The organism is Pseudomonas sp. FW305-70 (assembly GCF_058783925.1).
This window is the reverse complement of sequence record NZ_JBYSYZ010000016.1, coordinates 110,635-125,869: the sequence shown is the minus strand read 5'-3', so window position 1 is coordinate 125,869 and position 15,235 is coordinate 110,635. Positions and strand designations below refer to the sequence as shown.

Here is a 15,235-nt window from a genome sequence, read left to right as displayed (position 1 = left end):
GGGAATCCCGCCGCTACGCCTCCCGTGACCACGGCGATGCCGCCGACGGTCAGGGTGGTGACGCCGTCCAGTGCGGTGACGGTGAACGTGCCGCTCTGGGTCAGGGCTGGTGCGTTGGGGTTGCTGCCGTCACTGAGGTTTTTCTCGTAGACCGTCAGCTCGCCGCCGTACACGTTGAGGCCGTTGAGGACCACCGGATCGTCATTGTTGTGGATTTGCAGTACCAGGTTGGCGGTGCTGCTGTCGCCGTCCGCATCGGTGATGGTGTAGGTGAAGGTGTCTGTGCCGTCGCCACCGCCGTGCAGGGCTTTGAAGTCGGCATCACTGGTATTCAGCGTGTAGGTGTAGGTGCCGTTGGCGTTGAGTACCAAGGTGCCGTAGGTGCCGGTGAAAGTGCCGGGGGTGATCGGACCAGCGCCTTCACCGATGGTTACCCGGTCGGCGCCTTGTACGTCGTTGGTCAGCACGTTGCCGTTGAGGGTCAGCAGGGTTTCCGAGGCGGTGCCATTGCTGTCGTTCACGCCTTTCGGCAGGTCGTCGACGATGTTGACGTCGAGGCTGCCCGTGGCCGTGGTGCCGTTGTCATCGACCAGGGTCACGGCGAACTGCTCAGGCAGGGTGTTGGCGCCGTTGGCCGTTGGGTGCGCTTCGTTGTCGTTGAGGGTGTAGCTGTAGCTCACGACACCGGTCGCCGCGTTAAAGCCGGTGATGGTCAGCGTGCTGCCCAATGGCGTGGTGATCGATTGTGGGAAGCCCGCCGCCACACCCGCGGTGACCACGGCGATGCCGCCGACGGTCAGGCTGGTGACACCGTCCAGTGCAGTAACAGTGAAGGTGCCGTTCTGGGTCAGCGCCACGGCATCCGGAGTACTGCCGTCACTGAGGTTTTTCTCGAAGACGGTGAGTTCGCCGCCCTCGACGTTCAAACCGCCAATCGTCACCGGATCATCGTTGTTGTGGATCTGCAGCACCAGGGTCGCCGTACTGCTGTCGCCATCGGCGTCCGTCAGCGTATAGGTGAAGCTTTCGGTGCCGTCGCCACCGCCGTGCAACGCTTTGAAATCCGCATCGCTGGTGTTCAGGGTGTAGGTGTAAGTGCCGTTGGCGTTAAGTACCAGGGTGCCGTAGGTGCCGGTGAATGTGCCGGGGGTGATCGGGCCGGCGTTTTCTCCAATGGTTACCCCGTCGGCGCCTTGCACGTCGTTGCTCAATACGTTGCCGTTGAGGGTCAGCAGGGTTTCCGACGCCGTCGAAGCGTTGCTGTCGTTCACGCCTCGAGGCAGGTCATCGACGATATTCACATCCAATGAACCGGTGGTCGTGGTGCCGTTGTCGTCGACCGCGGTCACGGTGAACTGTTCAGGCAGGGTGTTGGCGCCGTTGGCGCTCGGATGCGCTTCGTTGTCGTTGAGGGTGTAGCTGTAGCTCACCACACCGGTCACCGCGTTGAATCCGGTGATGGTCAGCGTGCTGCCCAGCGGGGTAGTGATCGACTGCGGGAAGCCCGCCGCCACACCCGCGGTGACCACGGCGATGCCGCCGACGGTCAGGCTGGTGACACCGTCCAGAGCAGTAACGGTGAAGTTACCGTTCTGGGTCAGCGCCGTGGCATCCGGTGCGCTGCCGTCGCCGAGGTTTTTCTCGAAGACGGTGAGTTCGCCGCCAGTGACGTTCAAACCGCCAATCGTCACCGGATCATCGTTGTTGTGGATTTGCAGCACCAGGGTCGCCGTACTGCTGTCGCCATCGGCGTCCGTCAGCGTATAGGTGAAGCTTTCGGTGCCGTCGCCACCGCCGTGCAGGGCCTTGAAGTCGGCATCGTTGGTGTTGAGGGTGTAGGTGTAGGTGCCGTTGGCATTCAGCACCAGGGTGCCGTAGGTACCGGTGAAGGTGCCGGGAGTGATCGGCCCGCTGTTTTCACCGACCGGCACACGGTCAGCGCCTTGCACATCGTTGGTCAATACGTTGCCGTTAAGCGTCAGCAAGGTTTCCGAGGCGGTGCCATTGTTGTCATCGACTGCTTTGGGCACGTCATCGATGATGGTGAGATCCAGCGTACCCGTGGTGCTGTCGCCATTGCTGTCGCTGGCCACCACGGTGACGCGCTCGGTAAGACTATTGGCACCCTCGCCGCTTGCATGGGTTTCGGCACGGTTGAGGGTGTAGCTGTAACTGACCACGCCCGTCGCCGGGTTGTAGCCGGTGAAGGTCAAGGTACTGCCCAGAGAAGTGGTGAACGACTGCGCAAAACCTGCCGCCACACCGCCGCTGATCACGTTGATACCGCCGATGCTCAGGCTGGTCAGCCCGTCTGGCGCATTGATGGTGAAGGTGCCGCTTCGCGTCAGCGAACCTTCGCTCCTCAACGAACCGTCGGTCAGGTTGGCTTCATTGACAGTCCGATCGCCGTTCTGCCCCGACAGACCTTCGAAGCTGACCGGATTGTTCGGCACCTGCGGCGTCACTGGTGGCACCACAGGGGTATCGGCCGCTACAGTGTTATTGTCCGGATTAGCGTTCAGGCGTTCTTCGGGAAGTTCGGGAATGCCATTGAAACCGGCAGTAGGGAAGCCGATGGTGGGATCGACTCGCCCGCCCACTTCCTCGAGCATGACGAAACTATGGCCGCTGCCCTGGACGCCGCCCGGTACACCGCTAGTCGTAGACGACCCGGCAGCGGTGGCTTCAGCGGTTTGGGTCGGATCGTCGCCCGCCGCAATGGCTTTTTGCAGCTGTTCGACATCCGTCAGTTGCGCCTGGCTCGGCGTCACCGCCTCGGACAAGTCCACATGGGGAATCTGATTGGCGAGCAATTGCGGGGTCATCTGCATGCTGCTGCCGCGCCCGAGGGTCAGTTCCTGGCCATTTTGCAGATGCACCGCTACCGCGCCTTCAGCGCCGGTACTCAGTTGGTCGCCAGCGAACAGCTTGTCCCCTTCGACCAAAGCACGCCGGGTGCCATCGCTCGCAACCGCGAACACCTGACCGATGACCTTACTGACGATTCCGATGAGCGTTGCCATGTGCACTTCCTCCGCCGCCAACCGCCGTCGGCACCTTGATTGTGCGAAGAACGTGCTCATGGCTCGAGCGGGTTGCCTGGTGGATCGTGTTCCGGGTGCCGGTTTACTTGAGTAAGCCGTGTACCCGGCAACAATCTCGCCCAGCCAGTCGCTCACGGCGCTGTTTACGATTTCGGGAAAATCCCTCTGCAATCAATGGCATCGGATCCCTGTTCGCAACAACGTTGCCTGTGAGCGATGCGTAACGATCTCGAAGCACTCAAGTGACAAAAAACCGTCGCCACCAGATCGCTCGCATCCCTCCCCTCCAGCACTTCTCCGCTCTATTTCGATAAGTGGATTGGAACTTTCCTCAAAGCCCGATGAGCCCCCTAGAGCTCGTAAAACAAGGGCTTTCGACTTGAACAATGTGCTGGATTTTGTAGAGCGCATAAGTTTTTTTTTGCATAGCCGTTATGAAAAAAATTTCTTAGCTACGCTCCAGAATGTTCTTAGCTCTTTTGTTAAATACGTGAAACAACTTTACCTACAAATGCCGTCAATAAATTGGCGACTGATAAGCACCATCAGGAATCAGGGAGATGTACCATGCGCCTATTCACCCCCCTCAGCCGCGCGGTTCTTTTGGCCATGGCCTGCTCGTACCAAGCCCAGGCCATGACGCTGACCGAGGCAATCCAGAGCACCATCGCGACGCACCCGGAACTGGCATCGCGGGTGGACAGCCGTCTGTCGGCTGACGAAGACGTGAAGGTCGCGAAAGGGGGCTTTTATCCATCGGTCGATCTGAACGCCGCTTACGGGCGCGGGTACAGCGATAACACCAATACCCGGGCGCTCGGCAATCACCACACCGAAATTCTCAACTACACCCAGTCGGAATTGCGCCTGCGGCAAATGCTTTTTGACGGGTTCAACACCGCCAATGAAGTCGATCGCACCAAAGGCGTGGTCAACTCGCGAGCCTATTACGCTCAGGGTACGGCTCAGGATCTGGCCCTGCGCACCACCGAGGTTTATCTCGAGGTGCTCAAGCACCGCGAACTGGTGACCCTGGCCAAGAACAACCTGCAAGCGCACTTGCGGGTCAACGACCAGATCGGCCTGCGCACCCAGCGCGGCGTTGGTAGCAACGCCGATGCCGACCAGTCCAGCGCTCGCCGGGCACTGGCAGAAAACAACCTCGACACCGCCGAAGTCAATCTGGCTGACGCCGAGTCGAACTTTTACGCCGTTGTCGGGCGTATGCCCGATGAACTCGAAGCCCCGCCGTCGATTCGCGGTGAAGTCCCAACCTCCCTGCCCGAAGCCCAGCAGAGCATGGTGGAAAACAACCCTTACCTGAAATCCGCCCAGGCCGACGTGCAATCGGCCGAAAGCCAGTACGAAGTTGCCAAGTCGCCCTTCTACCCACGCCTTGACGCCGAGGCGGCAGTGGGCGCGAACAACAACGTGCAGGGTGACGAAGGCCACGACAACGAGTGGCGGGTCGGCGTGGTGATGAATTACAACCTGTTCCGCGGCGGCAGCGACAAGGCGCGCCTGGCTTCCGACGCGCACAAGATCAACCAGGCCATGGACATCCGCAACAATGCCCTGCGCCAGCTCAACGAGAATATTCACCTGGCCTGGAACGCCATGGTCAATGCCAAGAAACAAACCCCGACCGCCCGTGAATACGCCGACACCAGCAAGCGCGTACGCATTGCTTATCAGGATCAGTTCGGCCTCGGCCAGCGGACCCTGCTTGACCTGCTCGACAGCGAAAACGAACTCTACAACGCCAACCGCCGCTACACCGAAGTGCGCTACACCGAAGAATTTTCGATGTACCGCATCCTGGCGAACATGGGGCAGTTGTTGAGCAAACAACGGGTCGTACTGCCCGCCGACGCGATCGCCCAGACCGAAGTGAAAAACGAAGCTCGTCTGCCTGAAATGAAGTAGTGCATGGGAGGGTTCAATGACCAGCATGGAACCCGGCAACACCGGTGTCGATCCGCGCCTGAGCTTCGATGACCCGCTTCTGGACGGTCTGTTGATCCTCTGCAAACTCCATGGCGCGACGGTCAGTCGCGCCAGCCTCAGTGCCGGGCTCCCCATGGCACACCAACGCCTGAGCCTGGACCTGCTGCCCCGTGCAGCGGCCCGGGCCGGTTTGCAGGCGCGCCTGCTGCGCCGTGACCTCAAGGACATCTCGCCGCTCAACCTGCCCGTGCTGCTGTTGCTCAACAACGGCCGCACGGCCGTCCTGCGTCGTTATGCCGAAGACGGCAAGGTGCTGATCCTGCCCAGCGAAGCCGACGGCGGCGAACAATGGCTCAGCCCTGAAGAGTTGGCCGAACACTACAGTGGCCAGGCGCTGTTTGCCCGGCCACGCCACGAACTCGAAGACTTGCGCTCGCCGCTGGTGCCTCGGGTCCAGGCCTGGTTCCGCGATACGCTGAAGCTGTCGAAATGGCTCTACAGCGACGCGATCCTGGCGAGTTTCCTGATCAACCTGCTGGGTCTGATGGTGCCGCTGTTCGTGATGCAGACCTACGACCGCGTAGTGCCGAACCAGGCTACTTCGACCTTGTGGGTGCTGGCGATCGGTCTGCTGATCGGCACCGCTTTCGAACTGGTGCTGCGGGTCGTTCGCGCGCACCTGCTGGATACCGCCGGCAAGAAAACCGACGTGATCCTGTCGGCCACCCTGTTCGAGCGCATCACCGGCATGGCGATGAAAGCGCGGCCGGCGACCATCGGTGGTTTTGCCCAAAGCATTCATGACTTCCAGGGCCTGCGGGAGTTTCTCACCGCCGTGACCCTCACCAGCTTGATCGACCTGCCCTTCTGCCTGCTGATGCTGCTGGTGATCGGCCTGCTCGGTGGCTGGCTGGTGGTGATTCCGGTTCTGGCGTTTCCCATCACCATCCTATTCGCCATGGTGATCCAGGTACGCCTGCGCGACACCGTACAGAAAAGCCTCAGCCTCGGTGCCGAACGCCAGGCGTTGCTGATCGAAACCCTCAGCGGCCTGGAAACCCTCAAGGCCTGCAGCGCCGAAAGCGAACGCCAGCACAAATGGGAAAGCACCCACGGCGCCCTCACCCGCCTCGATAGCCATGCGCGCAACCTCTCGGCCCTGGCCACCAACGGCACGCTGTTCATCCAGCAACTGTCCGGCATGGCGACCATCGTCGCCGGGGTCTACAGCATCATCGCCGGCAATCTCAGCGTCGGTGCCCTGGTGGCCAGCTACATGCTCGGCAGTCGGGTGCTGGCGCCACTGGGACAGATCGCCGGCCTGATCACCCGCTACCAGCAAGCGCAACTGACCATGAAAAGCACCGACGCGCTGATGGGCCTGCCCCAGGAGCGCGACGCCAAACAGCGGCCATTGGAGCGCACGCAACTGCAAGGGGCGCTGGATGTTGTCGGCGTGACCTTCCACTACAACGGCCAGAATACCCCGGCGCTGGCCAACGTCAGTTTCAGCGTGAAACCCGGTGAGCGAATCGGCGTGATCGGTCGCAGCGGCTCGGGCAAAAGCACCCTGGCGCGGCTGGTGATGGGTTTCTACGAACCGGAAGAAGGCCAGCTATTGCTCGATGGCCTGGACTTGCGACAGCTGGACGTCGCCGACCTGCGCCATCAGATCGGTTACGTCGCTCACGACCTGCCGCTGCTGGCCGGCAGCCTGCGCGATAACCTGACCCTCGGCGCGCGCTACATCAGTGACTCACGCATGCTCGAAGTGGCCGAACTCACCGGCGTCACCGAACTGGCCCGGCAACACCCGCAAGGCTTCGACCGGCCCGTGGGCGAGCGCGGACAGTTGCTGTCCGGTGGTCAGCGCCAGGCGGTTTTGCTGGCCCGGGCCTTGTTGCTCGACCCGCCGATCCTGCTGCTCGACGAACCGACCAGCGCCATGGACAACAGCAGCGAAGACGTCCTGCGGCAAAAACTCCACGGCTGGGTCCAGGGCAAAACCGTGCTGCTGGTGACTCACCGCACCTCGATGCTGAGCCTGGTGGATCGGCTGGTGGTGCTGGACAACGGACGGATCGTCGCCGACGGGCCGAAAGAAGCAGTCATCGATGCACTGCGCAAGGGCCGTGTCGGTTCTGCGGCTGTTTAGATACGAATACACAGCCTGTGGCGAGGGAGCTTGCTCCCGCTGGGTTGCGAAGCAGCCCCCTCGTTGTGTCACCTGGATCGCGCCAGCAGTTTTTGCGACGGCTTCGCCGCCGGACGGGAGCAAGCTCCCTCGCCACAGGATTGTGTTCGGCACTATTTCTCTTAACTGACGGGTATCGCCATGTCTGCTCGAACGCCAGATTCAGCGCCCCGAGGCTACTTCAACAGCTTCGGCAAAAGCGCCGAAGTCGAATTCATGCCGGAAACCGCCGGCGCCTCGTTGCAGGACTCGCCGCGCTGGTCGCGGATCACCGTGTGGCTGACCGCTGCACTGCTGATCTGCGCACTGGTCTGGGCCAAGTTCGCCGTCTTGCAGGAAGTGACCATGGGCGAAGGCAAGGCGATTCCGTCGAGCAAGGTCCAGGTGATCCAGAACCTCGAGGGCGGCATCGTCACCGAAATCTTTGTGCGTGAAGGGCAGATGGTGAACAAGGGCGACACCTTGCTGCGCCTGGATGACACGCGCTACCTGTCGAACAAGGGCGAAAGTGAAGCCGATCGCTACGCCTTGACCGCGCAGGTCGAACGGCTCTCGGCCGAAGCCGAAGGCCGGCCGTTCAAGCTGTCAGAAGAAGTGATCGCCAAGGCGCCGCAAGTGGCCGAAGACGAGCGCTCTCTGTACGAGCAGCGGCAACGTCGACTCGCGAGCGAGCAGCGCACACTGTCCGAACAACTTCGGCAAAAAACCCAGGAATTGGCGGAGTTCCGCTCGAAACAGGGTCAATTCAGTTCAAGCCTGGCGCTCCTGCAACAAGAGATGAACATGTCCACGCCGCTGGTGGGCACCGGTGCCGTGTCGCCGGTGGAAATCCTGCGCCTCAAACGCAGCGCCGTGGAGATTCGCGGTTCGCTGAACGCCACCACCCTGGCGATTCCCCGGGCGGAATCGGCGATCAACGAGATCAAAAGCAAGATCGACGAGTCGGAGCAAACCTTCCGTTCGGAAGCGGCCAAAGAGCTGAACGAGAAACGCACCGACCTGTCGAAAATCACCGCATCGAGCATCGCCATCGACGACCGCGTGACCCGCACCACCGTGGTCTCGCCGGTGCACGGCATCATCAAGGTGCTGAAGGTCAACACCATCGGTGGTGTGGTCCAGCCCGGCAGTGACATGGTGGAAATCGTGCCGCTGGAAGACAACCTGCTGATCGAGGCCAAAGTCCGCCCGCAGGACGTTGCATTCCTGCATCCGGGCCAGAAAGCCATGGTCAAGTTCAGTGCCTACGACTACACCATTTACGGCGGCCTGAGCGCCAAGCTGGAGCTGATCGGCGCCGACACCATCACCGACGACAAGGGCAACAGCTTTTATCTGATTCAGGTGCGCACCGACAAAAACCATCTGGGCGGGGATGTGAAACCGCTGCTGATCATCCCGGGGATGGTGGCGACAGTGGACATTATTACCGGGGAGAAAACGGTGCTGGATTACTTGCTTAAACCGGTGTTGAAAGCGCGGACCGAGGCGATGCGGGAGCGGTAGTTTCTGGCTGAGATTTTCTGGTGATTGTTCCGCCGCCTTCGCGAGCAAGCCCGCTCCCACATTCGATCGTATTTCTCCTGGAGGAACCCGGTCGAATGTGGGAGCGGGCTTGCTCGCGATGAGGCCGGCACAAACAGCGATCATTTATCACCATGATTACGCTGGTAAACCTCCTTCCCCATCGCCGCAATCTGCCCCTCGATCAACGCTTCAAACGGCTTTAACAACGACGCGAACGAAGTCGGCGCTTCGAGGGTTTCCAGCGCCTGCACAATCGCCTCTACTGTCGACAACGCCCCCGGTCCCGGTGCCTTGCGCAGCCGGTAACGGGACACACCGCCTTCAGCCAGCGTCACCCTCGGCAATGCCGCCAGCAGCGGATTGAGGTGCAGCATCTTGCGCGCCTTGCGCCAGGTGCCATCCGGGACGACCAGCAACATCGATTCATCAGAGCAGCCATAGGCTTTCATCGGCTGCGCTTCTTCGCCCGGAAACAACAACCGCGCCGTATATCCCGGACGGTTCAACAACACCGGCAAATCCTCGAACACCTCGCCCACGATCAGCTCGGCATTGCTCAAGCCCAACGCTGCCAACCGCGCTGTATTGAGCGCATGGTTCACTTCGCTCGGATGCTGCAACAACAGCACGCGAGTGCGGCTGTCGAGATTCGGGATCAACGGGCACAGGCAATGAGATTGCGGACGCAGGCAGCGCGGGCACTGGATTCTGGACATCTTCTTCACGCCTGATTCAATTGGGCTTTAAGCAAATCACGGAACGTCTGGATCAGCGGCTCGCGGCTACGGCCCCGGCGCACGATCATCGAGAACGGCGCCTGATAACCAAAGGTCGCCGGCAGCAACACCCGCAAGTCGCCCTTGTCGGCCCAGGCCTGGGCATAGTGCTCCGGCAGATAGCCGATGTAGGCGCCCGACAGCACCAGAATCAACTGAGCTTCCATACTTTCCACGGTCGCGGCGCTGTGCTTGAAACCGTGACGCGCCAGCTCGGCCTGGCTCCAGTAGCCGCGGCCGACCATGCGCTGCTGGGTGATGACCTGCTCGGGAATGCGCCGCTCGTTGAACAGCGGATGACGCGTGCTGCAATACAACCAGTGTTGTTCACGGTACAGCGGCATATACACCAGACCGCTCATGCGCGTGGAAAACGCACCGATGGCCAGGTCGAGACGGTTGTCTTGCACGCCGAGCTGCAGTTCGTAAGGGCTCATGACCGACAGGTGCAAGTGCACCGCCGGGTGTTCCTGGCTGTAGGCGCCGATGGCTTCGGCGAACGGCAGGGCCTTGTCGCTGACGGTGGAGTCGATCACCCCGAGGTTCAAGGTGCCGCGCAACTCGCCCTTGAGGGCGGCGGCGTACTGCTCGAAGCCTTCGAGTTCCCCCAACAGACGCAGGGTTTCCTGATGGAACAACTCACCCTTGCTGGTCAGGCTGAACCCGCCACGACCGCGATGGCAAAGCACCAGGCCCAGGGCCGCTTCGAGCTGGCTCATGTAGGTGCTGATGGCTGACGTCGAGAGGTTGAGCTCCTGCTGGGCGTTGGCAAAGCCCTGGTGACGCACCACGCTGACGAAGATGCGCAATAGTTTCAGGTCAGGTAAAGCGTTGGCCATGTCGGGCTCCGGTGGAAGGGAACACAAACCCTGTGGGAGCGGGCTTGCTCGCGAAAGCGGTGTATCTATTTACATTGATGGCGACTGATACGACGCCTTCGCGAGCAAGCCCGCTCCCACAATGGTTGCAGTGCTCACCCCTGGATTGCCAGGCATCAGGGGTTCTGCGTATGGCGTGAAGTCTATCGCTGCCACATCAATTAGTTTAGAAAAATCTGAACTAAGTATTTGCCCGTAGCGATTCTTCCCGGCCACTACATTTCGCAGAATCGGTGCCACAAGGTGCGCTCGTACTTCCGTGAACGGCGCAACCACATAAATAAAACAACGACGATGAGGCCCTACCCGTGGACAAGATTCTTCACCAACCACTGGGCGGCAACGAAATGCCGCGCTTCGGCGGCATCGCCACCATGATGCGACTCCCCCACTTGAATACCGCTGCCGGCCTGGACGCTGCCTTCGTAGGCGTGCCGCTGGACATCGGTACTTCCCTGCGCCCTGGCACCCGTTTCGGGCCTCGCGAAATCCGTGCTGAATCGGTGATGATTCGCCCGTACAACATGGCCACTGGCGCTGCGCCGTTCGACTCGCTGTCGGTTGCCGACATCGGCGACATCGCGATCAACACCTTCAACCTGCTGGATGCCGTGCGGATCATCGAAGAGTCCTACGACAACATCCTCGAACACGACGTGATCCCCCTGACCCTGGGCGGCGACCACACCATCACCCTGCCGATCCTGCGTGCCATCCACAAGAAGCACGGCAAGGTCGGCCTGGTGCACATCGACGCTCACGCTGACGTGAACGATCACATGTTCGGCGAGAAAATCGCCCACGGCACCACGTTCCGTCGCGCCGTTGAAGAAGGCCTGATTGACCCGGACCGCGTGGTGCAGATCGGCCTGCGCGCCCAGGGCTACACCGCTGACGACTTCAACTGGAGCCGCAACCAGGGCTTCCGTGTGGTTCAGGCCGAAGAGTGCTGGCACAAATCGCTGGAGCCGTTGATGGCTGAAGTCCGCGAGAAAGTCGGTGGCGGTCCTGTCTACCTGAGCTTCGACATCGACGGTATCGACCCGGCCTGGGCACCAGGCACCGGCACCCCGGAAATCGGCGGTCTGACCACCATTCAGGCGATCGAGATCGTTCGTGGCTGCCAAGGCCTCGACCTGGTCGGTTGCGATCTGGTAGAAGTCTCGCCCGCTTATGACACCACTGGTAATACCTCGCTGCTGGCCGCCAACCTGCTGTACGAAATGCTCTGCGTACTGCCTGGCGTAGTCCACCGCTGAGGATGATTCATGAACGAACGCGATCAGGTTCTGAAAGCCGCCGCTGATCTGGTGTCCGCTTTTGCCCGTAACGATCGCGAAGCCTACTTCGGCGCTTTTAGCTTTGAAGCCAGCTTCGTCTTCTACACCCTCGAAAAGCCCCTGCTGTCGCGCGACGCCTACCAGGCGATGTGGGACAGCTGGCGCGCCGAGGATGGCTTCGAGGTGCTCTCGTGCACCTCGAGCAACGCTTTCGTCAGCCTGCAGGGTGACGTGGCGATTTTCATCCATGACGTCGCCACCGAGCTGCGCATGCTAGGGGAGCAGCACTTTAGCCAGGAGCGCGAGACGATTGTTTTCAAGAAACAAGCGTCTGGCCAAGAACAACAAGGCCTATGGCTGGCCTGTCACGAACATTTGTCCGCGATGCCGGAAGGGCTGCCACCCCCTTAGCCAACACAGGTGACGCTCACGCACGATGAGCGCGCCTTTATGATCGGAGCTGATCATGAATAACAACAACAAAGACCAAAGCCTTACGCAAATTGAAACCCACGGGGTCGAACAAATCCCGGACAACGAACGCACCGCAGGCCCGACGGACTTGTTCCGGATGATCTTCGGGGGTTCCAACACCTTTGCAACCGCCGTCCTCGGCAGTTTCCCGGTCCTGTTCGGCCTGTCTTTCCAGGCGGGCGTCTGGGCGATTGTGCTGGGCGTGTTGCTGGGTTCGCTGATCCTCGCGCCAATGGGCCTGTTCGGCCCGATCAACGGCACCAACAACGCCGTGTCTTCCGGTGCACACTTCGGCGTGCACGGGCGGATCGTCGGTTCGTTCCTGTCGCTGTTGACCGCCATCGCCTTCTTCTCGCTCTCGGTGTGGAGTTCGGGTGATGCGCTGATCGGTGGGGCCAAACGCCTGATCGGCCTGCCGGAAACCGACCTGACCCTGGGCCTGGCCTACGGTCTGTTCGCGATTCTGGTGCTGACGGTGTGCATCTATGGCTTCCGCTTCCTGCTGTGGGTCAACAAGATCGCGGTGTGGAGTGCCAGCCTGCTGTTCCTGCTGGGTGCCTTCGCCTTCGCCGGTCCCTTCGACGTGAACTACGCCGGCACGGTGAACATGGGTCAGCCAGGTTTCTGGGCCGCCTTCATCGGTGCAGCACTGGTGGCCATGAGCAACCCGATTTCCTTCGGTGCGTTCCTCGGCGACTGGTCGCGCTACATTCCGCGTGACACCTCCAAGCGCCGCATCATGGCGGCGGTGGTGATTTCGCAGATCGCAACGTTCATCCCGTTCCTGTTCGGCCTGACCACCGCCACCATCGTAGCGATCAAGGCACCGGACTACATCGCGGCCAACAACTATGTCGGCGGCCTGCTGGCGGTATCGCCGAGCTGGTTCTTCCTGCCGGTGTGCCTGATCGCGGTGATCGGCGGCATGTCCACCGGCACCACTTCGCTGTACGGCACCGGCCTGGACATGTCCAGCGTATTCCCACGGGTACTGTCGCGGGTCAAGGCCACGCTGCTGATCGGTGTGATGTCGATTGCCTTCATCTTCATCGGGCGCTTCGCGGCCAACCTGGTGCAGAGCGTGTCGACTTTCGCCGTGCTGATCATCACCTGCACCACCCCCTGGATGGTGATCATGATCATCGGCCTGCTGGTGCGTCGCGGCTTCTACTGCCCGGATGACCTGCAAGTGTTCACCCGCGGCGAGAAAGGTGGCCGTTACTGGTTCACCCACGGCTGGAACTGGCGTGGCCTGGGTGCCTGGATCCCGAGCGCGGCCGTCGGCCTGTGTTTCGTGAACCTGCCGGGTCAGTTTGTCGGGCCGCTGGGCGAATTGGCCGGTGGTATCGACATCAGCCTGCCCGTGACCCTGGGCCTGGCCTCGCTGGTGTACCTGGCGCTGCTGAGCCTGTTCCCGGAATCGCGCGAAGTGTTCGGCCCGAACGACCCTCGCAGCAAGAGCACGGATTCGCTCGCCAAACCGGCGATGCGTCAAGTCGCCTGATGTAACACAAACCTGTGGGAGCGGGCTTGCTCGCGAAGACGGCGGCACATTCAACACTGATGTGACTGACGGACCGCTTTCGTCGGATCGCCGCCCGGAGCAAGCCCGCTCCCACAGGGATTGATTTTCAGCCTCACATAAAAAAGACAATCGGAGACACGCCATAATGGCTTTGGATTTATTCGTTGTACTCATCTACGCCGCCGCGATGCTGCTGCTCGGCTATTACGGCATGCGCAAGGCCAAGACCAACGAAGACTTTTTGGTCGCCGGTCGTAACCTCGGGCCAAGCCTGTACATGGGCACCATGGCTGCCACCGTTCTGGGCGGCGCGTCCACCGTGGGCACCGTGCGTCTGGGCTACGTGCATGGCATCTCCGGCTTCTGGCTGTGCGCCGCGCTGGGTTGCGGGATCGTGGCGCTGAACCTGTTCCTCGCCAAACCGCTGCTGAAACTGAAGATCTACACCGTTACCCAGGTGCTGGAAAAACGCTACAACCCGATGGCCCGCTCCGCGAGCGCGGTGATCATGCTGGCCTACGCGCTGATGATCGGCGTCACCTCGATCCTGGCGATCGGCACCGTTCTGCAAGTGTTGTTCGGCCTGCCGTTCTGGATCTCGGTATTGCTGGGCGGTGGCGTCGTGGTGATCTACTCGGCCATCGGCGGCATGTGGTCCCTGACCCTGACCGATATCGTCCAGTTCGTGATCAAGACCGTGGGCCTGATGTTCATCCTGCTGCCAATCTGCATGTACCGCGTCGGCGGCTGGGATGAGTTGGTAACGAAACTGCCGGCGGCGAGCTTCAGCTTCACCACCATCGGCTGGGACACCATCATCACCTACTTCATGATCTACTTCTTCGGCATCCTGATCGGTCAGGACATCTGGCAACGGGTGTTCACCGTCAAGACCGCCAAAGTGGCTCAGGTTGCCGGTACCGCTGCCGGTATCTACTGCATCCTCTACGGTCTGGCCTGCGCCCTGATCGGCATGGCTGCACACGTACTGATCCCGGATCTGGACAACGTCAACAACGCCTTCGCCGCCATCGTCAAACTGTCCCTGCCGGACGGCATCCGTGGCCTGGTGATCGCTGCCGCACTGGCCGCCATGATGTCCACCGCCAGCGCCGGCCTGCTGGCCGCTGCCACCACCCTGACCGAAGACCTGCTGCCGAAACTGCGTGGCGGCAAACAGTCGAGCCTGGGCCTCAACCGCCTGGTCACCATGCTGACCGGTATCGTGGTGCTGGGTATCGCCCTGGTGGTGAACGACGTGATCAGCGCCCTGACCCTGGCCTACAACCTGTTGGTAGGCGGCATGCTGATCCCGCTGATGGGCGCGATCTTCTGGAAACGCGCCACCACCGCCGGCGCCATCGCCAGCATGGGCATGGGCTTCGCCACCGCGCTGCTGTTCATGTTCAAGGACGGTCTGGATGCCAACACCCCGATCTACTACAGCCTCGGTGTAGGCCTGGTGAGCTTCGTGGTGGTGAGCTTGATGTCCCGCCGCACGGCAGCAGTGGCAAGCGCCGCCTAAGCTGAACATAACGACTTGATGCTTTCTTCGACGAGTGTGGCGTCGGTTGCCACACTCGTTTTTTT

General features: G+C 61.2%; 10 protein-coding genes. 7 read left to right on the top strand and 3 right to left on the bottom strand.

The window, feature by feature from the left end; all coding sequences use genetic code 11:
* Positions 1-3,023: retention module-containing protein (locus AC3WN7_RS14980; RefSeq protein ID WP_492575307.1), on the bottom strand; the 3,023-nt coding region annotated here is incomplete at its 3' end.
* Positions 3,024-3,611: 588 nt separating this feature from the next.
* Here AC3WN7_RS14980 and AC3WN7_RS14975 point away from each other — a divergent pair.
* The 3 genes from AC3WN7_RS14975 (at position 3,612) to AC3WN7_RS14965 (ending at position 8,691) form a co-directional block, all read left to right on the top strand.
* Positions 3,612-4,970: a TolC family outer membrane protein gene (locus AC3WN7_RS14975; protein WP_102673850.1), complete on the top strand. Its 1,359-nt coding sequence runs from the start codon at positions 3,612-3,614 to the stop codon at positions 4,968-4,970.
* 16 nt (positions 4,971-4,986) lie between these two features.
* Positions 4,987-7,146 carry a type I secretion system permease/ATPase gene (locus tag AC3WN7_RS14970; protein ID WP_095963804.1) on the top strand — a complete coding sequence of 720 codons (2,160 nt, stop codon included), beginning with the start codon at positions 4,987-4,989 and terminating at the stop codon, positions 7,144-7,146.
* Positions 7,147-7,326: 180 nt separating this feature from the next.
* Entirely contained in the window at positions 7,327-8,691 is a 1,365-nt protein-coding gene (locus tag AC3WN7_RS14965) for an HlyD family type I secretion periplasmic adaptor subunit (protein WP_095963803.1), read from the top strand.
* Between the two features lie 140 nt (positions 8,692-8,831).
* Here AC3WN7_RS14965 and AC3WN7_RS14960 read toward each other — a convergent pair whose 3' ends face one another.
* Positions 8,832-9,428: a tRNA-uridine aminocarboxypropyltransferase gene (locus AC3WN7_RS14960; protein WP_102673896.1), complete on the bottom strand. Its 597-nt coding sequence runs from the start codon at positions 9,426-9,428 to the stop codon at positions 8,832-8,834.
* 5 nt (positions 9,429-9,433) lie between these two features.
* On the bottom strand, positions 9,434-10,327 hold the full coding sequence (locus AC3WN7_RS14955; protein ID WP_007972518.1) for a LysR family transcriptional regulator: 894 nt from the start codon (positions 10,325-10,327) through the stop codon (positions 9,434-9,436).
* 347 nt (positions 10,328-10,674) lie between these two features.
* On the opposite strand from AC3WN7_RS14955, the gene speB reads away from it, so the two are divergent.
* The 4 genes from speB (at position 10,675) to AC3WN7_RS14935 (ending at position 15,170) form a co-directional block, all read left to right on the top strand.
* Entirely contained in the window at positions 10,675-11,625 is a 951-nt protein-coding gene (speB, locus tag AC3WN7_RS14950; protein ID WP_007972517.1) for an agmatinase, read from the top strand.
* Positions 11,626-11,634: 9 nt separating this feature from the next.
* On the top strand, positions 11,635-12,057 hold the full coding sequence (locus AC3WN7_RS14945) for a YybH family protein (RefSeq protein ID WP_095963801.1): 423 nt from the start codon (positions 11,635-11,637) through the stop codon (positions 12,055-12,057).
* Between the two features lie 55 nt (positions 12,058-12,112).
* Entirely contained in the window at positions 12,113-13,624 is a 1,512-nt protein-coding gene (locus tag AC3WN7_RS14940) for a purine-cytosine permease family protein (RefSeq protein ID WP_102673851.1), read from the top strand.
* 166 nt (positions 13,625-13,790) lie between these two features.
* Positions 13,791-15,170, top strand: coding sequence for a sodium:solute symporter family protein (locus AC3WN7_RS14935; protein WP_102673852.1), 1,380 nt, complete (start codon positions 13,791-13,793; stop codon positions 15,168-15,170).
* Positions 15,171-15,235 lie beyond the last annotated feature (65 nt).